The sequence below is a fragment of the Streptomyces sp. NBC_00667 genome (assembly GCF_036226825.1).
Lineage (GTDB): Bacteria > Actinomycetota > Actinomycetes > Streptomycetales > Streptomycetaceae > Streptomyces.
In genome coordinates this window covers 2,422,445-2,449,335 of the sequence record NZ_CP109022.1, presented here as the reverse complement: position 1 = coordinate 2,449,335, position 26,891 = coordinate 2,422,445, and the positions used below count along the sequence as shown (strand labels likewise).

At 69.9% G+C, this 26,891-nt stretch carries 27 protein-coding genes and 2 tRNA genes; 25 read left to right on the top strand and 4 right to left on the bottom strand.

The window, feature by feature from the left end:
* The first annotated feature begins 7 nt into the window (after positions 1-7).
* The 11 genes from OHA81_RS11520 (at position 8) to OHA81_RS11470 (ending at position 7,135) form a co-directional block, all read left to right on the top strand.
* Complete coding sequence (locus OHA81_RS11520; protein ID WP_329195225.1) at positions 8-787, top strand: GntR family transcriptional regulator; 780 nt, start codon at positions 8-10, stop codon at positions 785-787.
* 137 nt (positions 788-924) lie between these two features.
* Positions 925-1,263, top strand: coding sequence for an SCO3933 family regulatory protein (locus OHA81_RS11515; RefSeq protein WP_329195223.1), 339 nt, complete (start codon positions 925-927; stop codon positions 1,261-1,263).
* A 2-nt stretch (positions 1,264-1,265) separates the two neighbouring features.
* Positions 1,266-2,624 carry an FtsK/SpoIIIE domain-containing protein gene (locus OHA81_RS11510; protein ID WP_329195221.1) on the top strand — a complete coding sequence of 453 codons (1,359 nt, stop codon included), beginning with the start codon at positions 1,266-1,268 and terminating at the stop codon, positions 2,622-2,624.
* 81 nt (positions 2,625-2,705) lie between these two features.
* Positions 2,706-3,350 (top strand): DUF2637 domain-containing protein, encoded by a 645-nt coding sequence (locus OHA81_RS11505; protein ID WP_329195219.1) that lies wholly within the window; start codon positions 2,706-2,708, stop codon positions 3,348-3,350.
* 12 nt (positions 3,351-3,362) lie between these two features.
* The gene (locus tag OHA81_RS11500) at positions 3,363-3,554 is read left to right on the top strand and encodes a mobile element transfer protein (RefSeq protein ID WP_329195217.1); all 192 of its coding nucleotides are present in this window, start codon (positions 3,363-3,365) and stop codon (positions 3,552-3,554) included.
* Between the two features lie 17 nt (positions 3,555-3,571).
* The gene (locus tag OHA81_RS11495; RefSeq protein WP_329195216.1) at positions 3,572-3,730 is read left to right on the top strand and encodes a hypothetical protein; all 159 of its coding nucleotides are present in this window, start codon (positions 3,572-3,574) and stop codon (positions 3,728-3,730) included.
* Between the two features lie 23 nt (positions 3,731-3,753).
* Complete coding sequence (locus tag OHA81_RS11490) at positions 3,754-4,068, top strand: hypothetical protein (protein WP_329195215.1); 315 nt, start codon at positions 3,754-3,756, stop codon at positions 4,066-4,068.
* 89 nt (positions 4,069-4,157) lie between these two features.
* Positions 4,158-4,343 (top strand): hypothetical protein, encoded by a 186-nt coding sequence (locus OHA81_RS11485; protein ID WP_329195213.1) that lies wholly within the window; start codon positions 4,158-4,160, stop codon positions 4,341-4,343.
* Positions 4,344-4,378: 35 nt separating this feature from the next.
* Entirely contained in the window at positions 4,379-5,794 is a 1,416-nt protein-coding gene (locus OHA81_RS11480; RefSeq protein WP_329202178.1) for a replication initiator, read from the top strand.
* The gene (locus OHA81_RS11475; RefSeq protein ID WP_329195212.1) at positions 5,787-5,990 is read left to right on the top strand and encodes an excisionase family DNA-binding protein; all 204 of its coding nucleotides are present in this window, start codon (positions 5,787-5,789) and stop codon (positions 5,988-5,990) included. The genes OHA81_RS11480 and OHA81_RS11475 overlap by 8 nt, the downstream gene beginning before the upstream one ends.
* On the top strand, positions 5,990-7,135 hold the full coding sequence (locus OHA81_RS11470) for a tyrosine-type recombinase/integrase (protein WP_329195210.1): 1,146 nt from the start codon (positions 5,990-5,992) through the stop codon (positions 7,133-7,135). Before OHA81_RS11475 ends, OHA81_RS11470 begins: the two co-directional genes overlap by 1 nt.
* A 70-nt stretch (positions 7,136-7,205) precedes the next feature.
* On the opposite strand, the gene OHA81_RS11465 is transcribed toward OHA81_RS11470, so the two are convergent.
* A tRNA-Gly gene (locus OHA81_RS11465) sits at positions 7,206-7,276 on the bottom strand.
* A gap of 203 nt (positions 7,277-7,479) precedes the next feature.
* On the opposite strand from OHA81_RS11465, the gene OHA81_RS11460 reads away from it, so the two are divergent.
* The 5 genes from OHA81_RS11460 (at position 7,480) to clpX (ending at position 12,218) form a co-directional block, all read left to right on the top strand.
* Positions 7,480-7,553: transfer RNA gene (locus tag OHA81_RS11460), tRNA-Pro, on the top strand.
* Positions 7,554-7,755: 202 nt separating this feature from the next.
* Positions 7,756-9,150 (top strand): trigger factor, encoded by a 1,395-nt coding sequence (gene tig / locus OHA81_RS11455; RefSeq protein ID WP_329195208.1) that lies wholly within the window; start codon positions 7,756-7,758, stop codon positions 9,148-9,150.
* 287 nt (positions 9,151-9,437) lie between these two features.
* Complete coding sequence (locus tag OHA81_RS11450) at positions 9,438-10,055, top strand: ATP-dependent Clp protease proteolytic subunit (RefSeq protein ID WP_329195206.1); 618 nt, start codon at positions 9,438-9,440, stop codon at positions 10,053-10,055.
* A 48-nt stretch (positions 10,056-10,103) separates the two neighbouring features.
* Positions 10,104-10,778: an ATP-dependent Clp protease proteolytic subunit gene (locus tag OHA81_RS11445; RefSeq protein ID WP_308433546.1), complete on the top strand. Its 675-nt coding sequence runs from the start codon at positions 10,104-10,106 to the stop codon at positions 10,776-10,778.
* Between the two features lie 153 nt (positions 10,779-10,931).
* Positions 10,932-12,218 carry an ATP-dependent Clp protease ATP-binding subunit ClpX gene (clpX, locus tag OHA81_RS11440; RefSeq protein WP_008738998.1) on the top strand — a complete coding sequence of 429 codons (1,287 nt, stop codon included), beginning with the start codon at positions 10,932-10,934 and terminating at the stop codon, positions 12,216-12,218.
* Positions 12,219-12,283: 65 nt separating this feature from the next.
* Here the strand turns inward: clpX and OHA81_RS11435 are convergent, their stop codons facing one another.
* Together OHA81_RS11435 and OHA81_RS11430 are read right to left on the bottom strand one after the other, a co-directional pair.
* Positions 12,284-13,210: a hypothetical protein gene (locus OHA81_RS11435; RefSeq protein ID WP_329195191.1), complete on the bottom strand. Its 927-nt coding sequence runs from the start codon at positions 13,208-13,210 to the stop codon at positions 12,284-12,286.
* Positions 13,211-13,303: 93 nt separating this feature from the next.
* Positions 13,304-13,945, bottom strand: coding sequence for a hypothetical protein (locus OHA81_RS11430; protein ID WP_329195190.1), 642 nt, complete (start codon positions 13,943-13,945; stop codon positions 13,304-13,306).
* A 97-nt stretch (positions 13,946-14,042) separates the two neighbouring features.
* Here OHA81_RS11430 and OHA81_RS11425 point away from each other — a divergent pair, with 97 nt between their 5' ends.
* Both OHA81_RS11425 and OHA81_RS11420 read left to right on the top strand, forming a co-directional pair.
* The gene (locus OHA81_RS11425) at positions 14,043-16,664 is read left to right on the top strand and encodes a valine--tRNA ligase (protein ID WP_329195188.1); all 2,622 of its coding nucleotides are present in this window, start codon (positions 14,043-14,045) and stop codon (positions 16,662-16,664) included.
* 166 nt (positions 16,665-16,830) lie between these two features.
* Positions 16,831-17,979 carry a sensor histidine kinase gene (locus OHA81_RS11420; protein WP_329195187.1) on the top strand — a complete coding sequence of 383 codons (1,149 nt, stop codon included), beginning with the start codon at positions 16,831-16,833 and terminating at the stop codon, positions 17,977-17,979.
* Between the two features lie 8 nt (positions 17,980-17,987).
* Here the strand turns inward: OHA81_RS11420 and OHA81_RS11415 are convergent, their stop codons facing one another.
* The gene (locus tag OHA81_RS11415) at positions 17,988-19,049 is read right to left on the bottom strand and encodes a rod shape-determining protein (protein WP_329195185.1); all 1,062 of its coding nucleotides are present in this window, start codon (positions 19,047-19,049) and stop codon (positions 17,988-17,990) included.
* A gap of 117 nt (positions 19,050-19,166) precedes the next feature.
* Here OHA81_RS11415 and folC point away from each other — a divergent pair, with 117 nt between their 5' ends.
* The 7 genes from folC to mrdA all read left to right on the top strand — a co-directional run bounded on the left by folC (position 19,167) and on the right by mrdA (position 26,891).
* Positions 19,167-20,705, top strand: a complete 1,539-nt coding sequence (gene folC, locus OHA81_RS11410) for a bifunctional tetrahydrofolate synthase/dihydrofolate synthase (RefSeq protein ID WP_443056502.1) — start codon at positions 19,167-19,169, stop codon at positions 20,703-20,705.
* A 3-nt stretch (positions 20,706-20,708) separates the two neighbouring features.
* Positions 20,709-21,059 carry a DUF4233 domain-containing protein gene (locus OHA81_RS11405; protein WP_329195183.1) on the top strand — a complete coding sequence of 117 codons (351 nt, stop codon included), beginning with the start codon at positions 20,709-20,711 and terminating at the stop codon, positions 21,057-21,059.
* A gap of 62 nt (positions 21,060-21,121) precedes the next feature.
* Positions 21,122-21,532, top strand: coding sequence for a nucleoside-diphosphate kinase (gene ndk / locus OHA81_RS11400; protein WP_329195182.1), 411 nt, complete (start codon positions 21,122-21,124; stop codon positions 21,530-21,532).
* A gap of 330 nt (positions 21,533-21,862) precedes the next feature.
* A complete protein-coding gene (locus OHA81_RS11395; protein WP_008738981.1) occupies positions 21,863-22,882 on the top strand; it encodes a rod shape-determining protein in 1,020 nt (339 codons plus the stop codon).
* Positions 22,883-23,049: 167 nt separating this feature from the next.
* Positions 23,050-23,994 (top strand): rod shape-determining protein MreC, encoded by a 945-nt coding sequence (mreC, locus tag OHA81_RS11390; protein WP_329195181.1) that lies wholly within the window; start codon positions 23,050-23,052, stop codon positions 23,992-23,994.
* A 13-nt stretch (positions 23,995-24,007) separates the two neighbouring features.
* The gene (gene mreD, locus OHA81_RS11385) at positions 24,008-24,703 is read left to right on the top strand and encodes a rod shape-determining protein MreD (protein WP_329195180.1); all 696 of its coding nucleotides are present in this window, start codon (positions 24,008-24,010) and stop codon (positions 24,701-24,703) included.
* A 13-nt stretch (positions 24,704-24,716) separates the two neighbouring features.
* Positions 24,717-26,891 (top strand): penicillin-binding protein 2, encoded by a 2,175-nt coding sequence (gene mrdA, locus OHA81_RS11380; RefSeq protein ID WP_329195179.1) that lies wholly within the window; start codon positions 24,717-24,719, stop codon positions 26,889-26,891.

Here is a 26,891-nt window from a genome sequence, read left to right as displayed (position 1 = left end):
AAGGACTATGGGAACCGCAGTGGGAGGTGGCAGGGCCGTACCTCGGTACGTGCAGATCGCCGACGACATCGTCCAGCAGATCCGCGCCGGGGTACTCAGTGCCGGCGACATGGTGCCGAGTGAGTCCGAACTGGTGGAGCGCTACGGCGTCTCCGGCGGAACGATCCGCAAGGCCATGGTGGAGGTCCGCGCGAGTGGCCTGGTGGAGACCCGGCACGGCAAGGGGTCGCTGGTGAAGGCCCGGCCACCGGTACGGCACCGGTCCTCGGACCGCTTCCGGCGTACGCATCGGCAAGAGGGCAGGGCGGCGTACCTCGCCGAGTCCGCGCAGTCCGGGGCCGAGGCCAAGGTGAGCGTGCTGTTCATCGGGCCGATGGAGGCTCCGGAGGAGATCGCGGAGCGGCTCGGAGTCACTGCGGGAACTCAGGTCCTGGCTCGGCGACGCCTGTACTTCCGGAACGGGACGCCCGTGGAGACGGCTACCTCGTACCTGCCCTGGGACGTGGTCAAGGACATCCCGGAGCTGTTCGCCGAGAACCCCGGTCCAGGCGGCATCTACGCACGGCTTGAGGATCAAGGCCACGTCTTCGCTGAGTTCGTCGAAACCCTCCAGGCAAGGCCGGCCGCCAAGGCGGAGGCGACCGAGCTGGCCCTGAGTCCCGGCGCCCCGGTCGTACATCTCCTACGCGACGCCATCACGGAGGACGGTCGGGTGGTGGAGGTCTGCGACACCCTCATGGCCGCTGACCAGTTCGTCTTCGAGTACCGGATCCCCGCGCGCGACTGACGCACGCTCAACTCTCTACAGCCCGCTGCGATTCCTCGCGTAGCGGGTTGACTCATGTACAGGAGTCGGGCACTCTTCTTCATGTCTCTCATGTACATGAGTGACGGAGTTCGGCATCTGTAGAGGAGTGATCTGTTGTGCGTCAAATTCCCGTCGACACCAACGGCGCGACCGTGATGGTCGCCCAGCCCCCGCAGCTCAAGATGCGTGACAAGAAGACCGGTCAGGTCGCCGTCGACAACGAGAGCGGCAACAACCTGATGAACGTGGACGTGTTGTTCGTGATGAACGGCAACGCCGAGGTCATCTCCGTGATCGTGGCGGAGCCCGACATCTCCGGTGAGCTGGCCATGGGCACCCCCGTTGCCCTGACCGGCCTGGTCGCCCGGCCCTGGGAGAATGAGTTCAACGGCCAGAAGCGCCACGGGATCAGCTTCCGTGCCGTCGCCGTCACCTTGCTGGCCAAGGCGAGCTGAGCATGACCGCCTTATGGGTCACGCTGCTGGTGGTCCTCGTGCTGGCGCTCGTCCTGCGCTGGCAGCGGCCCACCTGGTACTGGATGACCTTCGGCGTCACCTTCGCGGTGATCCGGGTCCTGGTCCGCTACCGCGCGGTGATGGACGCCTGCGGGCTCACCATCCCGCCCTCCCGCTGGCGGCTCACCCTGGCCCGAGTGGCCAACCGCCCCGTCCCCGAGTCCCGCTCGCCCCGCATTCTGCGGCTGCGGCCCACCGCGACCGGCCTCGTCCTGCGGCTGAAACTCCGTCCCGGTCAGGACGCGTTCGATTTCTCCGCCTCGTCCGACAGGCTCCGGCATTCCTTCGTCTTGCACAACGTCGTCTCCCGGGAGATCCGCTCCGGCGTCGTGGAGCTGCGGATGACCGGATACGACGTACTCAAGCGGGTGCGGATGCCAGTCACCCGATCTACCGAAGTGCTGCGGATACCCGTAGCGCTGCGGGAGGACGGGGAGATTCACTACCGGGACTACCGAGCAGTCCCGCATGCCCTGAACGTCGGGGCGACCCAGTCAGGTAAGTCCGTCTACCAGCGCACGCTGGTCGCAGGGCTGGCTTCACAGAACGTCGCGCTCGTCGGCATCGACTGCAAGAACGGTGTGGAACTCTCCCCGCTGGCACGGCGCTTCACCGCCCTCGCGGACAACCCTGCTGCCGCGGCTGATCTGCTGGGCGCACTCGTTCAGTACATGGCCCGGGTCTACGAGGTCATCCGAGCCGAACAGCGCATCAGCGCAGACCTGCCGGATACGGAGATCACCGCCGACCTCTGGGATCTGCCCGCGCACCTTCGCCCCGTACCCGTCGTACTCCTGGTGGACGAAGTCGCGGAGCTGGCCCTCGCAGCCAACAAGGTCGAAGAAGTACGGCGCGACCAGATCATCACCAACCTGGTCCGACTCGCCCAGCTCGGCCGCGCCGCCGGCATCTACTTGGAAGTCTGCGGCCAGCGCTTCGGCTCCGAACTCGGCAAGGGCATCACCATGCTCCGCGCCCAGCTCACCGGCCGTACCGCCCATCGCGTCAACGACGAGACCTCAGCGAACATGGCCTTCGGCGACATCTCCCCGGACGCCGTCCTCGCCGCCGTCCAGATCGGCAAGGACCGCCCCGGCACCGCCGTGGCAGGCGACTCCTCCGGCGGCTGGTCCCGCATCCGGGCCCCGCACACGACGCTGCGCCAGGCCGTGGACATCTGCAATGCCCACGCCCACCGCACCCCGGCGATTCCGGAGCTGGATCCCTTCCGGCCCGTGCTCCCGGCCCGCGTGCTCGTCGGCAAAGTGCAGCCGAAGCCCAATACAGCAGGTGCCTTCTAAGCACCTGGCCCACCCCCGGTCGGCGCGACCTCAACGCGCCAGGTCCCTACCCACCCCATGCCCGAAACGGAGGTGAAGACCATGACCCGCCTGGTCCGCCCGGACGCCGTCCTCGTCCAGGCCGTCATCGCCGGAGCCCTCTCCTTCGCCCACCTTCACGACCTCGCCGCGGCCGCCGGACAGGACGGCTGGAAAGCCTGGGCCTACCCCATCAGCGTGGACCTGCTCCTCGTCGCCGCCTGGCACCGCCTTCGCACCCTGCGGGATGCGGGAGAGCCCTCGGGCTCGGCCTGGTCCTGGTTCGCCGTCGCTCTCGTCGCCTCGCTCGGCGCGAACGTTGCGACCGCCGGCCTTCTCGACCTCGGCCACGTCCCGAGCTGGCTCCGCATCCTCGTCGCCGGATGGCCCGCCCTCGCCTTCCTCGGCGGAACCCTCCTGGTCCACCGGCCAACGTCGCCTCCTGAACCGGACTCGGAGCCTGTCCACGCGCCCCCGCCCGTGGCCAGCCGGGCGACAGAACCCGGCGTACAGGCCGCTTCCTCGGGTCCCGCCCTGCCTGCCCCGGCGCCGGCGGTCACCGCTCCGCCCGCCCTCGTCGCCCACGCCCAGAAGATCGCGGTCGACCACCGCGCCCGGACCGGCTCGGACATCGACGCCGACGCCCTGCGTACCCGGCTCGGCGTCCCGCCCCAGATGGCGGAGGCCATTGCCGCCCAGCTCGCCTGACAGGAGACCGCCATGCCCGCCCGGATCAACTTCCGCTCGCTCCTGAAGATCGGCCCCGTCCAGATCGGCACCTACCGCGACCGCCGTGGCCGCAGCAAGGACACCGCCGTCTGCACCATCGACGGCTGCGGCTGGTCCTCTGACTACAGCTCCTCGACCACCGCCCAGCTCGCCGCCCGCTCCCACCGCTGCCGCGTCAGCTGACCCGAAAGGCCAACGCCATGGACGTACCGCTCTGGTTCGCCCTCCTCGTCGTCGGTGTCCTCGGCTACAAGCTCATCCGCCCGCCGCTCTGGCTCGTCGCCGTGGTCCTCCTCGGCGGCTTCCTCCTCGCAGACAGCTTCCTCGCCCCGGCCATCGACACCGCGATCAACAAGTAGCCCGCCCCGGAAGGAGAACAGCCGTGTTCAAGCCCCAGTACCCCCGGCCCGACACCTACGCCCCGGCGACCATCCGCCCCACCCCCACACCCGTTGAGCAGCCGGCACCGTCCCCGGTTCCCGCGAAGCACCCGACCGCCCTGGGCGGTTTGGTCCAGCAGTCGCCCGGCACCGCGCTCGCTCTCGCCGCCGGCGGAGTCGCCGGAGTCCTCGCCCTGGCCTCCGTCGCCGTCTCGCTGCTCCTGGCGGTCGCCGTCACCGCTGTCGCCCTGTCCGTCAGCGCCGTCGTCCTGCTCTTCCTCGTCCGCGCCCTGCGCCAGGAGTTCAAGGGCCACTGACCGGCCCCGGAACGGCCTCAACCGCCAAGTCTCCGCCGTCCCGGCGCCGTGCTCCTGCCCGATCCAACGAACCGGAAGGAACCCACATCATGGCCCAGCCCATGGCCTTGCCCGCCGAGCCCTGCCCCGACTGCGGCGGCTTCCCCACCGTCCACATCACCCTCGGCGGCCGCGACCGCACCGGCGCCCTGCGCACCATCACCGCCCACTGCCCGGCTTGCCACGGCACCGGCACGCGCTCCATCCGCCGCCCCCGCCGGAGGGTGACCGCGTGACCGACCTGCTCCAGGACCCGGCCACCCTCGGCGACATGCTGAGGGTGGCCTCCGCCCCCGACCACCAGCGCTGGGCCGACCAGATCCACCGCACCGGCGGGTGCTCCGACCCCATCCACATCACCGGTTGGACCGTCGCCAAGGACAAGACCAGCGGCGAGATCCTCCACCGCTACTCCACCGAGACCGAACCCGGGGCCCGCCTGCGCATCGCCTGCGGCAACCGGCGCGCATCCCGCTGTCCCGCCTGCGCGTGGACCTACGCGGGCGACACGTACCACCTCATCCGCGCCGGACTCGCCGGGGACAAACGACGCGACATCCCCGTCACGGTCCGCGAACACCCTCGCGTCTTCGCGACCCTCACCGCCCCATCTTTCGGCCGGGTCCACAACCGCCCGGCCGGCCGCCCCTGCCGCTGCGGCCGGCACCACCAGGAGGACGCCGCCGAACTCGGTACCGCCCTCGACCCGACCACCTACGACTACGCCGCGGCCGTCCTCTTCAACAACCATGCCGGGCAGCTCTGGCAGCGCTTCACGACCCGACTGCGCCGCGAGATCGCCGCTTCCGCCGGACTGACCCAGCGGGAGCTGCACGACACCGCCCGGATCTCCTACGGCAAGGTCGCCGAGTTCCAGAGGCGCGGTGCCATCCACTTCCACGCCGTGATCCGTATCGACGGGCCCACCGGCCCCTCCAGCCCGCCGCCCTCGTGGGCCAGCACTAACCTCCTGGACCGCTCCATCCGGGCGGCTATCGCCCACCCCTACACCTCGGCATCGGTTCCGGCCGCAGCCGACCAGCCCGCCCGTACGTTCCGTTGGGGCACCCAGCTTGACGTCCGCCCGATCAAGGCCTTCGGCGATCACTCCGACGTCACGGAGCAGGCCGTAGCCTCCTACGTCGCCAAATACGCGACGAAGGCCGCCGAGGCCACCGGAGCCTCCGACACAGCCGTGCACTGCCGCATGTGCGGGGGATCGGGCCGCTCCAGCCGGTACAGCAGCTCTGCTTCCCCGCTGAGTCGCTGTGCCCGCTGCCACGGCACCGGGCTGGGTGAGGACCTCGCCCAGATGTCCGTCTCGGACCACGCCCGCCGTCTTATGGGGGCCTGCGCCGCCCTGCAACCCCTCTACCCGGACCGCCCGCTCACCCGCTGGGCCCACATGCTCGGCTTCCGCGGGCACTTCTCCACCAAATCCCGCCAGTACTCGACCACCCTCGGCGCCCTCCGTCAGACCCGCGCCGACTACCGAGCCGCCCAGGAACGCGAAGCCCGCGGCCTCGGAGACGTCGAGCCGGACACCGTGCTCGTCCTCGCCTCCTGGCAGTACGCCGGCCGCGGCCACAGCCCGGGGGAGTCCGTCCTCGCCGCCACCATCGCCCGTGACATCCAGCTCAACCGCCAGACCGCCCGCGAAGCCCTGCAAGGAGAGCAGCATGAATGAGCGCTACCTCAGCGTCGTCCAGGTCGCCGAACTGCTCGGCACCACTGTGCGGTTCCCCCGCCGCCTGATCGAGGAACGACGGATCACCTATGTGAAGGTCGGCAGGCACGTCCGCATCCCGGAAAGCGCCCTGCGGGAGTACATCGCCGCCCACACCGTCGAGCCGCGCCGCCGCCGGATGGGGGTGGCTGCCTGATGGCCACGAAGCGCCGGCAGTTCGGGCGGGTGCGGAAGCTGCCCTCAGGTCGGTACCAGGCTCGGTACGTCGGCCCGGACGGGCAGCTGCGTCCCGCTCCGGAGACGTTCCGTACCAAGAGGGACGCGGATGACTGGCTCGCCGACAAGCAGACCGAGATGCGGCGGGGGGACTGGCACGACCCGGACGCCGGCAAGGTCGCCTTCGGTCCCTACGCCCATGCCTGGATCAAAGAGCGCGAGCTGACCAGCACCACCCGGCAGCTCTACGGGTCCCTCCTCAAGCACCACTTGGAGCCGGTCCTCGGCTACGTCAACCTGGCGGAGATCTCGCCGCCCCTCGTGCGGCGCTGGCGCGCCGACAAGCTCGCCGCCGGCACCGGGCCCACCACCGTGGCCAAGGCGTACGCCCTCCTGCGCGCCATCCTCGGCACCGCCGTGTCGGACCAGCTGATCCGGCGGAACCCGTGCCAGGTCAAGGGAGCCAGCACCGTCCACACGCCGGAGCGGCCGACCGCCACCGTGCAGGAGGTGTATGCGCTGGCCGATGTGATCCAGCCGCGGTACCGCACCCTCGTGCTCATGGCCGGATTCCTCGGCTTGCGCTGGGGCGAGCTGATCGGCCTGCACCGGCGGGACATCGACCTGGAGCGCGGCACCGTGCGCGTCCGGCGGTCCGTCGCCGAGCTGGGGAACGGGCAACGAGAGATCAAGGCCCCCAAGAGCGCCGCGGGCAAACGGACGGTCTCCATCCCGGGCGTGATCATCCAGGACATCCGCGTCCACCTGAGTCTGTACGCCGAACCGGGCGCTGACGGGCGTGTCTTCATCGGGGCCAAGAAGGCCACGCCGCGCCGGAACCACTTCAACCGGCTGTGGCACAAGGCATGTCGCGAGGCTGGGATCAAGGGGCTTCACTTCCATGATCTTCGGCACACGGGAAACACCCTGGCCGCGTCCACGGGAGCCAGCACGCGGGAGCTGATGGCGCGGATGGGCCACAGCACGGCCCGCGCCGCGCTGATCTACCAGCACGCCAGTGCGGACCGGGACCGGCTGATCGCCGACGCGCTGAGCGGGCTCGTGGAGAGGGGCAGGAAAGACACGGACGAGCGCAAGGGGCACGCGGGGGACACGGACGGCTGATCACAGCCCCCGGGAACGACTCAGGGCCAGGCGGAGGAAATGTCCTCTGACCTGGCCCTGAACTGTGGAGAGCGGGTGACGGGAATCGAACCCGCGTAGCTAGTTTGGAAGACTAGGGCTCTACCATTGAGCTACACCCGCAATGCGTGCGCCGCAGGTCCTCGGGACCGCGGCACGGACAGCATACTAGCGGGTCGGGCGGGGGGATCGCACACCGCATTTCGGTCCGCCCTTCGTGGCCGCCGTCGTGGTCGCGTTCGCCGGCGGGGCCCGGGCGGGGCGCGTTCCCTGGGAAAGCGGCGTGTCGGACCGTCTTCGGGCATGTACCCTACGTGTCGCACCGACGGGGTGTGGCGCAGCTTGGTAGCGCGTCCGCTTTGGGAGCGGAAGGTCGTCGGTTCGAATCCGGCCACCCCGACTAGTAGCACCTTCTCCACACAGTGTCCCCGGGCACGCCCCACCGAAGATCGCCGCGGTGATCGCGTTGTGGGCTGATTGCCGCTTGCGGTTACTATGCAAGCTGCGTGCCCGTGTGTCTGATGCCGGGCCGAATCCGCCGAACCGCTGAATCGCAGCGCGACGGCAGAACCCCCAGCAGTCAGCCACAAGGAGACCGAACCGTGAAGAGCGCCGTGGAGACCCTGAACCCGACTCGGGTTCGGCTCACTGTTGAGGTGCCCTTCGAGGAGCTCAAGGACAGCCTCGACGCGGCCTACAAGAAGATCAACCAGCAGGTCACGGTGAAGGGCTTCCGCAAGGGCAAGATCCCGGCCCGCGTCATCGACCAGCGCTTCGGCCGCGGTGCGGTGCTGGAGGAGGCCGTCAACGACGCCCTCCCGAAGTTCTACACCGAGGCGGTCAACGAGGCCGACCTGAACCCGCTGGGCCAGCCCGAGGTCGACATCACGGAGCTGAAGGACGGCGAGCTGCTGGCCTTCACCGCCGAGGTGGACGTCCGCCCCGAGATCGAGATCCCGGACTACTCCGGCATCGAGGTCACCGTGGACGCCGTCGAGGTCACCGAGGAGGACGTCGAGAAGTCGGTCGAGCAGCTGCGCGGCCGTTTCGCGTCCACCAAGGACGTCGAGCGCGCCGCCCAGGACGGCGACGTCGTCACCCTCGACCTGGAGGCCAAGGTCGAGGGCGAGGTGCTGGAGGACGGTGTCGCCCAGGACGTCTCCTACACCATCGGCTCGGGCGAGCTCCTCGACGGCATCGACGAGGCCGTCAAGGGCCTGGAGGCCGGTGGCGAGGCCACCTTCACCTCCCAGCTCAAGGGTGGCTCCGCCGAGGGCAAGGACGCCGAGGTCACCGTCAAGGTCACCAAGGTCTCCGCCCGCGAGCTGCCGGAGCTGGACGACGAGTTCGCGCAGATGGCGAGCGAGTTCGACACCCTCGAAGAGCTCAAGGCGGACAGCCGCAAGCGCCTCGAGAACATGAAGCAGTACGACCAGGCCACCCAGGCCCAGGAGCGCGTCCTGGAGAAGTTCCTGGAGCTCGCGGAGATCCCCGTCCCCGAGAAGCTGCTCGCGGACGAGGTCCAGACCCGCAAGCACAACCTGGAGCACCACCAGCTCGGCCAGATGGGCCTGAACCTGGAGAAGTTCCTGGAGATCCAGGGCAAGACGGTCGAGGAGTTCGACGCCGAGACCTCCGAGCAGGCCGTCAAGGGCATCAAGACCCAGTTCCTGCTGGACGCCCTGGTCAACAAGGAGAAGCTGGGCGTCAACCAGGAGGAGCTCACCGAGCACCTCATGCGCCGCGCGCAGTCCTCCGGCATGTCCCCCGACCAGTTCGCCCAGGCGGTCGTCGAGGGCGGCCAGGTCCCGATGCTGGTCGGCGAGGTCGCCCGCGGCAAGGCCCTCGCGGTCGTCGTCGAGGCCGCCAAGGTCGTCGACACCAACGGTGAGGTCGTCGACCTCTCCGACGACGAGGACGAGGTCGAGACGGCCGCCGAGACGGTCGAGGCGGCCGTCGAGGCCGACGCCGAGACCGAGGGCGACGAGGCCAAGTAACACCCCCGGGCGGGCCGCACGCCCCGCCCACCCGGCAGTGCCCCGAGGGGCCCGGACGCGACCGCGTCCGGGCCCCTCGTCGTCCCGCGCGGGGGCCCCGGGACCTTGCGCTCCGAGCGAACAGTTCGGGAAGCGGGATGGCGTTGTCCGACCTGCGCGTTAGGGTCCATGAATACGAGGGCACGGGATTACCCGACGCCGGCGGACATCGTCCGCACCGGCTGGTCCGCGCCCCAGAACGAGACGCTGAGACGGCATGTGGCCGTCGGAGACGAGCAGGTGGATACGTGACGAATCTGAAGCCTTACGCCGCGGGTGAGCCGTCCATCGGTGGTGGCCTCGGCGACCATGTCTACAACCGGCTGCTCGGCGAGCGCATCATCTTCCTCGGCCAGCAGGTCGACGACGAGATCGCGAACAAGATCACGGCGCAGCTCCTCCTCCTGGCCGCGGAGCCGGAGAAGGACATCTACCTGTACATCAACAGCCCCGGCGGCTCGGTGACGGCGGGCATGGCGGTCTACGACACCATGCAGTACATCCCGAACGACGTCGTCACCATCGGTATGGGCATGGCGGCCTCCATGGGCCAGTTCCTGCTCACCGGTGGTACGGCCGGCAAGCGCTTCGCGCTCCCGAACACCGACATCCTGATGCACCAGGGCTCCGCCGGCATCGGCGGCACCGCTTCCGACATCAAGATCCAGGCCCAGTACCTGCTGCGCACCAAGCAGCGGATGGCCGAGATCACCGCTCACCACTCCGGCCAGACCGTGGAGGCCATCATCCGCGACGGCGACCGCGACCGCTGGTTCACGGCGGAGGAGGCCAAGGAGTACGGCCTCATCGACGAGATCATCTCCGCCGCGTCCCTGGTCCCCGGCGGTGGCGGCACCGGGGCCTGATCCCCGGCACCGCACCAGGCAAGCCTCAGCCCGCAGAACGCCACCAGGATGGTGAACACCCAGATGCACATGAACAACCTTTCTCCCGCGAGCGGCCTCTACACCGGCGCTCAGGTGGACAACCGGTACGTGATCCCGCGTTTCGTCGAGCGCACCTCGCAGGGTGTGCGCGAGTACGACCCGTACGCGAAGCTCTTCGAGGAGCGCATCATCTTCCTCGGCGTGCAGATTGACGACGCGTCCGCCAACGACGTCATGGCGCAGCTGCTGTGCCTGGAGTCGATGGACCCGGACCGTGACATCTCCATCTACATCAACAGCCCCGGCGGCTCCTTCACCGCGCTGACGGCGATCTACGACACGATGCAGTTCGTGAAGCCGGACATCTCGACGGTCTGCATGGGCCAGGCGGCCTCCGCCGCCGCCGTGCTGCTCGCCGCCGGTACCCCCGGCAAGCGTCTGGCCCTGCCGAACGCCCGTGTCCTGATCCACCAGCCGTCCGGCGGTACCGGCCGTGAGCAGCTCTCCGACCTGGAGATCGCGGCCAACGAGATCCTGCGCATGCGCGACCAGCTGGAGACCATGCTGGCCAAGCACTCGACGACGCCGATCGAGAAGATCCGCGACGACATCGAGCGCGACAAGATCCTCACTGCCGAGGACGCACTGGCGTACGGCCTGATCGACCAGGTCGTCTCCACCCGCAAGAGCACCGCGGTCTGATCCTTGCCGCCAGTTGGCGTGGTCGCGCTGTCGCATTGGGCAATGTGAACCACGTCAAGGGGGCCCCGTTCGGGGCCCCCGGCAAGGTACCGTCGGATATGAGGCACCAGGAGCGCTGAACCAGGCGTCTCCCAGGCGAAGGGGAAGCACCTCGTGGCACGCATCGGTGACGGCGGCGATCTGCTCAAGTGCTCGTTCTGCGGAAAGAGCCAGAAGCAGGTGAAGAAGCTCATCGCAGGACCCGGTGTCTACATCTGCGACGAGTGCATCGACCTCTGCAACGAGATCATCGAAGAGGAACTCGCGGAGACCTCCGAGGTCCGGTGGGAGGAACTCCCCAAGCCCCGTGAGATCTACGAGTTCCTGGAGAGCTACGTCGTCGGCCAGGAGCCGGCGAAGAAGGCGCTCTCCGTGGCGGTCTACAACCACTACAAGCGGGTCCAGGCCGGCGAGAACGGCGGCGCGCAGGGCCGGGACGACGCGATCGAACTCGCGAAGTCCAACATCCTGCTGCTCGGCCCCACAGGCTCCGGCAAGACGCTGCTGGCCCAGACCCTGGCCCGCATGCTGAACGTCCCGTTCGCCATCGCCGACGCGACGGCGCTGACGGAGGCGGGGTACGTCGGCGAGGACGTCGAGAACATCCTGCTCAAGCTGATCCAGGCGGCCGACTACGACGTCAAGAAGGCCGAGACCGGGATCATCTACATCGACGAGATCGACAAGGTCGCCCGCAAGAGCGAGAACCCGTCGATCACGCGCGACGTGAGCGGCGAGGGCGTCCAGCAGGCGCTCCTCAAGATCCTGGAGGGCACGACGGCCTCCGTCCCGCCGCAGGGCGGCCGCAAGCACCCGCACCAGGAGTTCATCCAGATCGACACGACGAACGTGCTCTTCATCGTGGGCGGCGCCTTCGCCGGCCTGGAGAAGATCATCGAGTCGCGTGCGGGCGCCAAGGGCATCGGCTTCGCGGCGACCATCCGCTCGAAGCGGGAGATCGAGGCGAGCAACCAGTTCCAGGAGGTCATGCCGGAGGACCTGGTGAAGTTCGGGATGATCCCCGAGTTCATCGGCCGCCTCCCCGTGATCACCTCGGTCCACAACCTGGACCGCGAGGCGCTGCTCCAGATCCTCATCGAGCCGCGCAACGCGCTGGTGAAGCAGTACCAGCGGCTGTTCGAACTCGACGGCGTCGAGCTGGACTTCGAGCGCGAGGCGCTGGAGGCGATCGCGGACCAGGCGATCCTCCGCCAGACCGGCGCGCGCGGCCTGCGCGCCATCATGGAAGAGGTCCTGATGTCGGTGATGTACGAGGTCCCGTCCCGCAAGGACGTGGCCCGCGTGGTCATCACCGCCGATGTGGTCCGCTCCAACGTCAACCCGACGCTGGTCCCCCGCATCGTCCCGAAGGACCAGGGCCCGCAGGAGAAGTCGGCCTAGCCGCAACGGACATACGCGAAGGGGCGCCCCGGAGGACCGGGGCGCCCCTTCGCGTGTGCGCCGGGTCAGACCTTGACGCGGGCGGTCTTGTAGAGCTTCGCGGTGAGGTCCGCGGTCTGCTCCATGGTGTAGCCCGGCCTGCCCGCGAGGATGGAGGCCACGTCCGAGGCGCTGACGACACTCAGCGTGCTGTAGTCACCCCAGATGCAGATGGGGAGGGTCATCTCCTTGGGGCCCTTGGAGGCGGTGTCCTTGAAGGTCACCTTCATCTCCTGGCACTTCAGCACGGCCCCCTTGAATCCGGCGGGGTTGATCTCCTTGGGGCTCCCGATGAGCTCGGCGGTCGCGTCCTTCTTGTCCTCGGCGGCCTTCAGTTTGGCCATGGCGAAGTACCCGTCCACGGCCTTCTCCGGGTCGGCGATCTGGCCGAAGACCCCCTGGAAGTTGAGGCCCTTCATCGACAACGGGTTCTTCGGGTCACCCGCCAGGTATTCCATGCCCACCTGGCTGGCGTTCTTGATGCCCGCCGTTTCGGCCTCTTTCCTGTCCTTGTCGCTGAAGGGCTTCTGCTGGTACTTCGGGTCCTGCTTGAAGTCGTCCACCGACGGCGGCGGGACCAGCTTGTAGCCCTTCGTGTCCGCCGCCACCTTGCCCGAGGCGCCGCCGCCCTTCGTGAAGTACCAGCCGGCGCCCGCGAGCACGCCGAGGACGACCACCACCGCGATCACCGCGCCCGCCTTGGACTTCTTCGGCGGCTGCTGCGGCGGCATCCCGCCGTACGGGGGCTGCGGGGGCATGCCCGGCTGCTGCTGGTAGCCGTAGGGCTGCTGCGGGGGCTGCTGGGGGTAGCCCGGCTGCGGGGGCTGCTGCGGGTAGCCGTAGCCGGGCTGCCCGTACGGGCCGGGCTGCTGCTGCTGCGGCGGCTGCGGGCCGCCGTACGGTCCCGGCTGCTGCGGCTGATGCCCGTACGGCCCCGGCTGGTTGTAACTCATGACCCGCGTCCCCCTTTAGGAACTTCTTATGTTGGTCATATCTTGGCCGAAGTCCCCGCAGGTCCCGGCCCCGGGGCCCCAGGCGTTACCGAACTACGACGCCCGCACCTCCATCACGCCCCGAAGTGCCCGGGTCTGCTCCGCGAGCGCGGCGATCGCGACCGGCTCGTTCTCCACGGGGACCGTGACCGTGACGAGCGAGCTGTGGTCAGCCCACATGCACACCGGGAGCGCACCGGCGTCGACGTGGACCGTGCCGCACGACATGGCGGCGCCCTCCGGCGTCCCGGCCCGCTCCGTGACCGCGTCCGCCGCCCCCCTCTCGTGCAGGCCGCGGACCAGCGCCGAGCCCGGGTCCCTGTCGTCGAACCGGCCGGCCGCCCCGCTGACCACCAGCCGCGCGGTGCCCGATCCGTCGGCGTAGACCACGGCGACCTGCTCGGTGCCCGGCTTCCGCGGGCCCTGCCCCAGCTTGATCGCGTCGACGCGCGGGCCGGAGTCCTGGAGCGTCAGGCCCTGGAAGGAGGGGGGCGGCACCAGCCGGTACCGTCCGGCGTCGGACGGGCCGCCGTCGAGGACCGCGGTCACGGCCGCCTTGCCGGCGGCCACGCCCACGAGGGCCCCGAGCGCCACTCCGACCTTCACGAGCACCCGCTTCTTCGACGGGACGTTCGGGACGGAAGCGTAGGGGTGTACCGAAGGGGCGGCCGCGGGCTGCCCGGTGATCTCGTTCATGCGCACAGTCAGACCGATCGGTCATGACCCGGTCAAGGCGGACCGGAGGGCGGAACGGATTCGTAACCGGGGTGGGGCCGCCCGTATCCTGTGGTGCGTGACCGAGAACACGCAGACACCCAGCAGCCCCGACTCCGAACTGCCGACCCAGTACGCGCCGGCCGAGGTAGAGGGGAAGCTCTACGAGCGCTGGGTAGAGCGTGGGTACTTCGAGGCGGACGAGAAGAGCGAGAAGCCCCCGTACACGATCGTCATCCCGCCGCCCAACGTCACCGGCTCCCTCCACCTGGGGCACGCCTTCGAGCACACGCTGATCGACGCCCTCACCCGCCGCAAGCGCATGCAGGGCTACGAGACGCTGTGGCAGCCCGGCATGGACCACGCGGGCATCGCCACCCAGAACGTCGTCGAGCGCGAGCTCGCCAAGGAGGGCAAGTCCCGCCACGACCTCGGCCGCGAGGCGTTCGTCGAGCGCGTCTGGCAGTGGAAGGGCGAGTCCGGCGGCCAGATCTCCGGCCAGATGCGCCGCCTGGGCGACGGGGTCGACTGGTCGCGAGAGCGCTTCACGATGGACGAGGGCCTGTCGGAGGCCGTCCAGACGATCTTCAAGAAGCTCTACGACGACGAGCTGATCTACCGCGCCGAGCGGATCATCAACTGGTGCCCGCGCTGCCTGACGGCGATCTCCGACATCGAGGTCGAGTACCAGGACGACGACGGCGAGCTCGTCTCCATCCGCTACGGCGACGGCGACGCCTCCATCGTCGTCGCGACGACCCGCGCCGAGACGATGCTCGGTGACACGGCCGTCGCCGTCCACCCCGACGACGAGCGCTACGCGCACCTCGTCGGCACGGAGATCGAACTGCCGCTCACCGGACGCCGGATCCCGGTCGTCGCCGACGAGCACGTCGACCCGGAGTTCGGCACCGGCGCCGTCAAGGTGACCCCTGCGCACGACCCCAACGACTTCGAGATCGGCCAGCGCCACGGTCTGCCGAACCTCGCCGTCATGGACGAGCACGCGGTCATCACCGTCCACGGCCCCTTCCAGGGTCTGGACCGGCTGGAAGCCCGCTCCGCCATCGTCGCCGCGCTCCGCGCCGACGGACGGATCGTCGCCGAGAAGCGTCCGTACAGCCACTCCGTCGGCCACTGCTCGCGCTGCAAGACCACCATCGAGCCCCGCCTTTCGATGCAGTGGTGGGTCAAGGTCGGCCCGCTCGCCAAGGCCGCCGGTGACGCCGTCCGCGACGGCAAGGTCAAGATCCACCCGCAGGAGATGGAGAAGCGCTACTTCGACTGGGTCGACAACCTCCACGACTGGTGCATCTCGCGCCAGCTGTGGTGGGGCCACCGCATCCCGGTCTGGTACGGCCCGAACGGCGAGGTCGTCTGCGTCGGTCCGGACGAGCAGCCGCCCGCCGGCGAGGGCTGGACCCAGGACACCGACGTCCTCGACACCTGGTTCTCCTCCGGCCTGTGGCCCTTCTCCACGCTGGGGTGGCCGCGCCAGACCGAGAGCCTGGCGAAGTTCTACCCGAACTCCGTCCTGGTCACCGGCTACGACATCCTCTTCTTCTGGGTCGCCCGGATGATGATGTTCGGCCTGTACGCGATGGACGGCACCCCGCCGTTCCATACCATCGCCCTGCACGGCATGGTCCGCGACCAGTTCGGCAAGAAGATGTCGAAGTCCTTCGGCAACGCGGTCAACCCGCTGGACTGGATGGACAGGTACGGCTCCGACGCGGTCCGCTTCACGCTGGCGCGCGGCGCCAACCCGGGTGTCGACGTCCCGATCGGTGAGGACTGGGTCCAGGCTTCCAGCAAGTTCGCCAACAAGATCTGGAACGCCACGCGCTTCGCGCTGATGAACGGCGCCACGATCGAGGGCGAGCTGCCGAGCGCCGAGCAGATGTCGGCGACCGACCGCTGGATCCTGTCGCGGCTCAACAAGACCGTCGCCGAGATCGACGCCTTCTACGAGGACTACCAGTTCTCGAAGCTGTCGGACGCCCTCTACCACTTCGCGTGGGACGAGGTCTTCGACTGGTACGTCGAGCTGTCGAAGACGACCTTCTTCGCGGGTGGCGAGCCGGCCAAGGCGTCCGCCCGGGTCCTCGGCGAGGTCCTCGACGTCATGCTGCGGCTGCTGCACCCGGTGGTCCCCTTCGTCACCGAGACGCTGTGGACCACGCTGACCGGCGGCGAGTCCCTCGTGATCGCCGACTGGCCGAAGGACAGCGGCTTCCGCGACGCGGCCGCCGAGGCCGAGATCGAGGGCGTCCAGGCCCTGGTCCGGGAGGTCCGCCGGTTCCGCAAGGAGCAGGGCCTCGACGACAAGCAGAAGGTTCCGGCCCGCCTGGACCTGTCTGCCACCGCGCTGGCCGCGCACGAGGGCGCCATCCGCCAGCTGCTGCGCCTCCAGCCGGAGGGCGAGGCCTTCCAGGCCACCGCCACCCTGCCGGTGGCCGGCGCCACCGTCGCCCTGGACCTGTCCGGGACCATCGACGTGGCCGCCGAGCGCAAGCGCCTGACGAAGGACCTCGGCGCCGCCGAGAAGGAGAAGCAGCAGGCCGAGGCGAAGCTCGGGAACGAGGCCTTCCTGGCCAAGGCGCCCGACAACGTCGTGGACAAGATCAAGGGCCGTCTCGCCAAGGCGGAGGCGGACATCGCCCGCATCCAGGCCCAGCTGGAGGGGCTCCCGCAGGCGTAGCGGCCGCCCCCGGGCCCTGTCCGGGCGGCACGCGAAGGCGCCCCCACCACCGGCCGGTGGTGGGGGCGCCTTCGCCGTACCCCGCCCCCTGCCGAGTGCGGGACATCACCCCGGGGCCCCGCGGCCCGGGTCCGATCGCCCCCGCCGCTCCCGCATGATGGAGGGCATGCACGTCAAGCCCGTCGCCTCGGCGCTCCACCGGGTCGTGGCCGTCGGCCGCAGGGTCACCGAGAGCTGGGCCGGGTCGCCGCGTGCGCTGGACGTCCTGACGGCGCTGAGCTGCCTCGCCCTGATGGCACTGGACCTGCCGGGACTCGCCGCCGCCGACAACTCCCTGAACGGTCCGGCTGCCGCCGCCGTCTTGACCGCGGGCTGCGCGAGCCTGCTGGTACGCAGGCGGCTGCCCTGGGCCGGGTACCTCACCGCGCTGCTGTTCATCGGCTGGCTGCACGAGCTGACGCTGATCCAGTTCGCCCTGTACTCCGTCGGCCGCTACCGGGGCCGCCGGGCCGGGATCCTCGCCACCGCCGGGTACGTGGTCTTCTCGCTCGCGGTGTTCAGCCTGCCGGGCTGGCCCGAGCCGAGGGCGGAGACCCTCAGCGCCTTCCTGAGCCTGGTCGTGCCGATCGGGGTGCTCGCCTCCGCGGTCGGCATCGCCGCCTACCGGCACGACCTCGTGCGGGAACTCGACACCCGCCGCGCCGAGTCCGCCGTCCTCCAGGCCGTCCAGGACGAGCGGACCTCCGTGGCCCGCGACGTCCACGACTTCGTCGGGCGGGAGCTGACCATGCTGACGGTGCGCTCGGAGGTGCTGTCGGTGCGGGCCCGCGAGAGCGCCTACGCGAAGGACTTCGAGGAGCTCGCCGACACGGCCCGCCGCGCGCACCTGGTGCTGAACGACATCATCGTGCAGCGCGGGGAGCGGGCCGCGACCCCGGGCGTGGACGGGCTCGAAGCGCTCGCGCGGGAGAGCGGGCGTGCGGGCTCGCCCGTACGGCTGGTGATGGACCCTCAGGCGCGGGAGCTGTCGCCGCTGCGTCAGGCGGCGGTCTACCGGGTGGTGCAGGAGTGCCTGACCAACGCCGCCAAGCACGCCCGCGGCGAGACCATCGAGGTGTCGGTCACGGCCGGCGCCCGGTGCCTGCGCATACGCGTCACCAACGGCCTCGCCGACCGGAACCCGGCCCGCGCCCCCGTCTCGGCCGGCTCCGGTACGGCGAGCATGGCCGAGCGCGTCCACAGCCTGGGCGGAACCCTCACGGCGACCCGTACCGAGGACGCGTACGTCGTCGAAGCGACCCTGCCGCACGGCTGAGGCGGGTCCTACGCCTTCGCGGGGGCCAGCAGGCCGGCGAGGGTGTCCATGTCCTCCACGCAGCGGCCGGAGCCGAGGGCCACGCAGTCCAGCGGCGCGTCGGCCACGAACACCGGGATGCCGGTCGCGGAGGCGATGCGCAGGTCCAGGCCCGGCAGCAGCGCCCCGCCGCCCGTCAGGACGATGCCGCGCTCCATCACGTCACCGGACAGCTCCGGCGGGCACTCCTCCAAGGTGGTGCGCACGGCGGCGATGATCGCCTCGACCGGCTCGTCGAGGGCGGCCCGCACGTCGAGCGCCGTCAGCTCCAGCGTCCTCGGCATGCCGCCGGCCTTCTCCCGCCCGCGCACGGTGTGGGTGCGGCTCTCCAGCTCGGGCAGGCCCGGGACCGGCCAGGCCGAGCCGATGGCGACCTTGACGTCCTCGGCGGTGCGTTCCCCGATGAGCAGCGCGTGCTCCTTGCGCACGTGGTCGGTGATCGCGGCGTCCATCCGGTCGCCGCCGACCCGCAGCGACTGCGAGGTGACGATGCCGCCCAGCGAGATGACGGCCACCTCCGAGGTGCCGCCGCCGATGTCCACCACCATCGAGCCGCGGGGCTCCGACACCGGCAGCCCCGCGCCGATCGCCGCCGCCATCGGTTCCTCGATCAGGTGTACGGACTTGGCCCCGGCGCGGGTGGAGGCGTGGATGATGGCCCGCCGTTCGACGGGGGTCACCCCCGACGGCACGCAGATCACCATCCGGGTGCGAGGCCGGCGGCCGGGGACCGCCTTGCGCACGAAGTGCCGGATCATCTCCTCGGCGGCCTCGTAGTCGCAGATCACCCCGCCCCTCAGCGGGCGGATCGCGGTGATGGAGCCCGGTGTGCGGCCGATGGTCTCCTTGGCTTCCGTCCCCACCGCCAGGGCCGTCGTCGTACCGGCCTTGACCGCGACCACGGACGGCTCATTGAGGACGATCCCGTGCCCCCGGGCGTAGACGAGGGTGTTCGCGGTCCCCAGGTCGATCGCTATGTCACGGCTGGAAGCCGTCTTTTCCCTGCTGGCGTCCGTGCTGGCCTGCGGCATTCGTTCCCCTCTCTGCTGCCGCAAGGCTTGCATAACGAAACGGTCGCGAAGGCAGCCGAAGGTCCCGAAACGGCCGGGCCGAAGGTCCCCCGGGTCCTCGTCCGTAGACTGGTCCCCGTGAGTGAGCAGCAGCCCGACAGCCACGGCCCCGACGACCTCGGCCGGCCCTTCGAAGCGATCGACGAGTTCGACCGGATCGTCGCGGAAGAGTCCGACCGCGACCCCGACCTGGCGGTGATCGAGGCCGGGAGCCGCACCTTGCGCGCACACGGCGGAGCGCCGCAGGGCGAGCAGGTGCCCGCCGCGCCCGCCGACCCGGAGGTCGCGAAGGCGCTCCAGGAGGTGGAGCAGGAGCTGTCCACCCGCTGGGGCGAGACGAAGCTGGAGCCGTCCGTCTCGCGGATCGCCGCGCTGATGGACGTCCTGGGCGAGCCGCAGCGCGCGTACCCCTCCCTCCACATCACCGGCACCAACGGCAAGACCAGCACCGCCCGCATGATCGAGGCCCTGCTGAACGCCTTCGACCTGCGGACCGGCCGCTACACCAGCCCGCACGTGCAGTCGGTCACCGAGCGGATCAGCCTGGACGGGGCGCCGATCAGCGCCGAGCGGTTCGTCGAGACCTATCACGACATCAAGCCGTACGTGGAGATGGTCGACGCCGCCGAGGAGTACCGGCTGTCGTTCTTCGAGGTGCTCACCGGGATGGCGTACGCGGCCTTCGCGGACGCGCCCGTCGACGCGGCGGTGGTCGAGGTCGGCATGGGCGGCTCGTGGGACGCGACCAACGTGATCGACGGCGCGGTCGCGGTGATCACCCCGATCAGCCTGGACCACACGGACCGGCTCGGATCCACTCCGGCCGAGATCGCCCAGGAGAAGGGCGGCGTCATCAAGCAGGGCGCCACCGTCATCCTGGCGCAGCAGCCGGTGGACGCGGCGCAGGTGCTGCTCAAGAAGGCCGTCGAGGCCGATGCGACCGTCGCCCGCGAGGGCATGGAGTTCGGCGTCGTCTCCCGCGAGGTGGCGGTCGGCGGCCAGATGCTGACCCTGCGCGGCATGGGCGGCGAGTACGACGGCATCTTCCTGCCGCTGTACGGCGCCCACATGGCGCACAACGCGGCGGTGGCCCTGGCCGCGGTCGAGGCGTTCTTCGGCGTCGGCGGCGAGCACGCCCGTGAGCTGGACGCGGACACCGTCCGCCGGGCCTTCGCCTCGGTGACCTCGCCGGGCCGCATGGAGGTCGTCCGGCGCAGCCCCACCGTAGTCCTGGACGCCGCGCACAACCCGGCGGGGGCGCAGGTCACCGCGGAGGCGGTCACCGAGGCCTTCGGGTTCAGCCGGCTGATCGGCGTGGTGGGCGCGAGCGACGACAAGGACGTGAAGGGGGTCTTCGAGGCCTTCGAGCCGATCTTCGCGGAGGTCGTCGTCACCCAGAACTCCAGCCACCGTGCGATGCCGGCCGACGAGCTGGCGGCCATCGCGGTCGAGGTCTTCGGGCCGGACCGGGTGCAGGTGGAGCCCCGGCTGGACGACGCGCTGGAGGCGGCCGTCACCCTGGCGGAGGAAGAGGCCGAATACGGTGGGGCCGGGGTCCTGGTGACCGGGTCCGTGATCACGGTGGGCGAGGCCCGCCTGCTGTTGAAGAGGGGCTGAGGAATGCGCACGCTGTGTGCTTCGACGCTGATCGGCGAGTTCTTCGTGATCGGGTTCGCGGGTCTGGTGGCCATGAAGGACCCGGACCTGACCCAGGCGGCCGTGTGGACGGTGTGCGGGATCGCGATGCTGCTGTCCGTGCTGCTGTGCGGGATGCTCTCGCGCCCCGGCGCGGTCCAGCTCGGCTGGGCCCTGCAGACCGGGCTCGTCCTCAGCGGGTTCGTCGTCCCGACGATGTTCTTCCTGGGAGCGGTCTTCGCCGGCCTGTGGTGGTGCTCGGTGCACTACGGCCGCAAGGTGGACGCCGCCAAGGCCCGCTGGGCGGCGCAGAGCGAGGCGCAGGCCGAGGCGTAGGGCGCCCCCGGGCCCCCTGTAGCCTCGTCGGACCGCACCCGTATGCCGCAAGGAGTTACCACATGACCCAGCGCACCCTCGTCATCCTCAAGCCCGACGCCGTCCGTCGTGGCCTGATCGGCGAGATCATCGGCCGCATCGAGCGGAAGGCCGGCTGGACCATTCCCGCGCTGGAGCTGCGCACGCTGGACCAGGGGACCCTGGAGACGCACTACGGCGAGCACAAGGGCAAGCCCTTCTACGAGCCCCTCATGGGCTTCATGGCGAGCGGTCCGGTCGTCGTCCTCGTCGTCGAGGGCGAACGCGTGATCGAGGGCGTCCGCCAGTTGGCGGGGCCCACCGACCCGATCGCCGCCGCGCCCGGCTCCATTCGGGGTGACTTCGGTTCCATCACCCGGGAGAACCTCATCCACGCCTCGGATTCCGAGGAGTCGGCGGAGCGCGAGCTCAAGCTGTTCTTCCCCGCTCTCTGAGCCGATCCGGAATCCGCACCGGGGCGTCGGCGCGCCGGTCGCCCCTGACGCGAGATCAGCCAAATAGCGCTCATGACCTGGGGCGACCGAAGTAATTTCGGTCGCCCTTCGGTATGACGGGCGGCGAGCGGGAACGCATGTGCAGGACACGACGTCACCACTTAGGGGGCGGGTATCCGTTCCGGCGGGATTACCGGAGTCCCGTCGCGCGATGTCCGTACCCGCGGCACTACGATGGGGCCTCCACCCACACACCCACCTCGCCGACCTGACAGCAGCCGCTATCAACTGGAAGGCCAGACGCTCCTCATGGGGAACAAGGGGAACAACATGTCGTTCATCGGCCGTGACATGGCGATCGACCTCGGGACCGCCAACACGCTGGTGTACGTGAGGGGCCGGGGGATCGTCCTGAACGAGCCGTCCGTGGTCGCCATCAACACGAACACCGGTGGAATCCTGGCGGTCGGCTCCGAGGCGAAGAAGATGATCGGCCGGACGCCCGGCAACATCGTCGCCGTACGACCCCTCAAGGACGGCGTGATCGCCGACTTCGAGATCACCGAGCGCATGCTCCGGTACTTCATCCTCAAGATCCACAAGCGCCGCTACCTGGCCCGCCCGCGCGTCGTGGTCTGCGTCCCCTCCGGTATCACCGGAGTGGAGCGCCGCGCCGTGATCGAGGCGTCCACCCAGGCCGGCGCCCGTCAGGTACACATCATCGAGGAGCCGATGGCCGCCGCCATCGGCTCGGGCCTGCCCGTCCACGAGGCCACCGGCAACATGGTCGTGGACATCGGCGGCGGCACCACCGAGGTCGCCGTCATCTCCCTCGGCGGAATCGTCACGGCGCAGTCCATCCGGGTGGCCGGCGACGAGCTGGACAACGCGATCATCCAGCACATCAAGAAGGAGTACTCGCTCCTCCTCGGCGAGCGCACCGCCGAGCAGATCAAGATCACCATCGGGTCGGCGTACGACCTCGACAAGGACGAGCACACCGAGATCCGGGGCCGCGACCTCGTCTCCGGTCTGCCGAAGACGGTGGTCATCTCCGCCGCCGAGGTCCGCAAGGCCATCGAGGAACCGGTCAACGCCATCGTGGACGCGGTGAAGACCACCCTCGACAAGTGCCCGCCGGAACTCTCCGGCGACATCATGGACCGCGGCATCGTCCTCACGGGCGGCGGCGCCCTGCTGCGCGGACTCGACGAGCGGCTGCGCCGCGAGACGGGCATGCCGATCCACATCGCCGAGGACCCCCTCGACTCCGTGGCCCTCGGCTCCGGCAAGTGCGTCGAGGAGTTCGAAGCACTCCAGCAGGTCCTGGACGCCCAGCCCCGGCGTTGACGCAAATCCCCGTAACGGGGCATGTGGAACACAAGGATCCGCCGTACGGGTGCTAGCGCGCCTGTGCGGCGGATCGTTGATATACAGGCACAGTCCGGTGCGAACCCCCGCTCCGTCGGAGCGGCTCCGGCACCGCGAATACCTACGAGGAAGGCACGCCGCCGCACGTGAGGGACACACGAGAGAGCCGGCTGCTCCTGGTGCTTCTGATCGCCATCGCGTTCGCTTTGATCACGGTGGACATCAGGGCGGGCGAGGAGTCACCGGTCGACGGCGCCCGGCAGGCCGCCGCGGCGGTCTTCGGCCCCGTGGAGAAGGGCGTCGCGACCGCGGTCAACCCCGTCGCCCACGCCATAGGCGCCGTACGGGACTCCGGCGAACGCCACAACCGCATCAAGACGCTCGAACGCGAGAACACCGCGCTGAAGGCGAAGCTCGGCAGCGACGCGCAGACCCACAGCCGGATCCACGAACTGGACGAGATGCTCAAGCGGGCGGGCGCCGGGCAGTACGGGATCAAGGGCGCCGAAGTCATCGGGATAGGAGCGGCCCAGGGCTTCTCCTGGACCGTCACGATCGACGCCGGCAGCAAGGACGGCATCGAACGCGACATGACCGTCCTCAACGGCGACGGCCTCGTCGGGCGCGTCGCGACCGTCGGCCCCGACACCGCCACCGTGGTCCTCGCCAACGACCCCGACTTCACGGTCGGCACCCGCCTGGAGAAGACCGGCGAACTCGGCTTCGCCACCGGCCAGGGCGACCGCGCCCTGTCGGTCCAGATGCTGAACGGCAAGGCCAAGATCGCCCCCGGCGACCGGCTCGTCACCTTCGGCTCGCGCGGCAACAAGCCCTTCGTGCCGGGCGTCCCGCTCGGCGAGGTGGTCAAGGTCGACCCCTCGCGCGGCGACCTGACCCGCACCGTGTGGGTGCGGCCGTTCGTCGGCTTCTCCCGCCTGGACATCGTCGGCGTCGTCGTGATGCCGCCGCGCGAGGACCCGCGCGACACCGTCCTGCCGCCCAAGCCGGAAGTGAAGCCCACCCCGACCGTCACCGTCACCGTGGCCCCGTCGGCGTCCGCCAGTGCCCCCGCCAAGCCGGCCGACGAGTAGGAGCTGACCGATCATGCGCTTCAACCGGATCCTGCTCTCGGCCACGCTGATCGTGGTCGCCCTCGTCATCCAGGTGACCGTCCTCGGCCGGCTGCAACTCCCCGGCGCCGTGCCCGACCTGCTGCTGCTCACCGTCGTCGCCCTCGCCCTGGTCTACGGACACCTCAGCGGCGCCTTCGTCGGCTTCGGCGCGGGTCTCCTCGCGGACCTCGCGCCGCCCGCCGACCACGCCGCCGGACGGTACGCCCTGGTGCTCTGCATCGTCGGTTACCTCGTCGGCCTGGTCCGCCCCGACAACGGGCGGTTCCGCTCCGCGTGGGGGCCGCTGACGACCGTCGTCGCCGCCGCGATCGGCTCCACGCTGCTGTACGCGGGCGTCGGCGCCCTCGTCGGCGACACGGCCGCCCGGCACGTGGGCCTCACCGAACTGCTGTTCACCGCCACGCTGTACGACCTGCTCCTCGCGCCCTTCACCGTGCCGCTCGTCATGGCCCTCGCCCGCCGCGCCGAGAACGACCCGCTGGCCGTCGAAGCGGGCGGCGGACCGCCCCAGGGCAAGGCCGTGTCCTCCGGCTGGCTGGCCGGTGGAACAGGGCTGCGGATCGGCAGCCAGCGCGGCGGACTGCGGCTCAAGACGGCGCGCGGCCGCGCCAACAGGGCCGGCCGCATAAAGGGCGTCAAAGGTGTGAAGAGCGTCAGGAAGCTGTGAGGGGGGAGCGGACGTGACCAACATCCCGGAGACCGGCCGCACCCCCCGGGTGCAGATCCGGCTCGTCATCATCCAGGTGCTCGTCTTCTCGCTGCTGTTCACACTCGGCGGACGCCTTTGGTACCTCCAGATCCGCAACGGCTCCGAGTACGCCGACGAGGCCAAGAACAACCACGTCCAGCAGGTCGTCCAGCCCGCCGTGCGCGGCTCGATCCTCGACGACCGCGGGGTGCCGCTCGCCGACAACGAGACGCGCCTGGTCGTCTCCGCCAGCCGCACCGAGCTGATGAAGATAAAGGACAAGGGCAAAGGCGTCCTCGCCCGGCTCGCCGCCGTACTGGACATGAAGCCGCAGGCCGTCATGGACAAGGTCCGCCTCTGCGACTCCAAGACCCCCCAGCCCTGCTGGAACGGTTCCCCCTACCAGCCGATCCCGGTCACCCTGGGGGCCACCACCCAGCAGGCCCTCCAGATCCGCGAACGCCCCGAGGACTTCCCCGCCATCACCGCCGAGCCCACCGCCGTACGCCGCTACCCGGCGCCGGGCGGCGCCAACACCGGCCAGGTGCTCGGCTACCTCTCCCCGGTCACCGACGACGAGATCCAGAAGGCCAAGAACACCAACTCGCCGTTCCTGCGCTCCGACCAGGTCGGCCGCTTCGGCCTGGAGCGCACGTACGACAAGGAGCTGCGCGGCAAGTCCGGCGTCACCCGCTACGAGGTCGACAACCTCGGCCGGGTCATCGGCGAGGCGAAGAACGACCCGGCCGTCCCCGGCGCCCACGTCGTCACCAGCATCGACGCCCGCGTGCAGGCGGTCGCCGAGTACGAGCTGAACGCCGCGATGGTCGAGGCGCGCAAGCAGATCGACCGCAACACCGGCGTCCCCTACAAGGCCGACGCCGGAGCCATCGTCGTCCTGGAATCCAAGACGGGCCGCGTCGTGGCCATGGCCTCCAACCCCACCTACGACCCCAACGTCTGGGTCGGCGGGATCTCCGGCAAGGACTACGCCAGGCTCACCGCCAAGGAGTCCAACGTCCCGCTGATGAACCGGGCGATCCAGGGCCAGGCCGCCCCCGGCTCCATCTTCAAGGTCATCCCGACCACCGCCGCCGTCAACGCCGGCTACAAGTTCGACGGCAGCTACCCCTGCCCCAGCTCGTACTCCATCGGCGGCCAGGTCTTCCGGAACTTCGAGTCCCAGGGCCACGGTTCGATCACCCTCGGCAAGGCCCTCGAAGTCTCCTGCGACACCGTCTTCTACGGCCTCGCCCACCAGCAGTGGCTCAAAGACGGCGGGCTCAAGCCCGTCAAGCACCCCGGCGACATCTTCTTCAAGACCGCCCACAAGTTCGGCCTCGGCGCCGAGACCGGCGTGGACCTGCCGGGCGAGGTGAAGGGCCGCGTCCCCGACCGCCAGTGGAAGCAGCGGTTCTGGGCGGCCAACAAGGACGACTGGTGCAAGACCGGCAAGAAGGGCGGCACCTACGTCGAGCTGCTCAACTACGAGAACTGCCTCGAAGGCAACCTCCTGCGCGCCGGTGACGCCGTCAACTACTCGATCGGCCAGGGCGACACGCTCGTCACGCCCATCCAGATGGCCACCATCTACGCAGCCATCTCCAACGGCGGCACCATGTGGAACCCGACCATCGGCAAGGCCATCGTCAGCGCCGACGGCAAGAGCGTCCAGCAGATCCGGCCCAAGGCGCACGGCAGGCTGCCCATGGACGAGAAGACCCGGCGGCAGATGGTGGGAGCGCTGGAGGGCGTCGCCACCCGGGGCACCGCCGCCTGGCGCTTCGGCGGCTGGCCGCAGAAGCAGATCCCGATGCACGCCAAGACCGGTACCGCCGAGGTCTACGGCAAGCAGACGACCTCCTGGTTCGCCACGTTCACCGACGACTACACGATCGTGATGACGATCTCCCAGGGCGGCACCGGCTCCGGCGCCTCCGGCCCCGCCGTGCGCAACGTCTACAACGCCATCTACGGTCTCGACATGACCGGCAAGCAGGACCTGGCCAAGGCCCTGCTCCCCAAGCCGCAGGCGCAGCTGCCCGCCATCCAGGCGGACGGCTCCATCGAAGCCCCCGAGATCAAGCCGTACGTGCCGCCGTCCCCCGAGGACGTGCCGCCGCCACTCGCGGGACCGCCCGCGCCGCCCGTTGCCAGGCAGGACTGA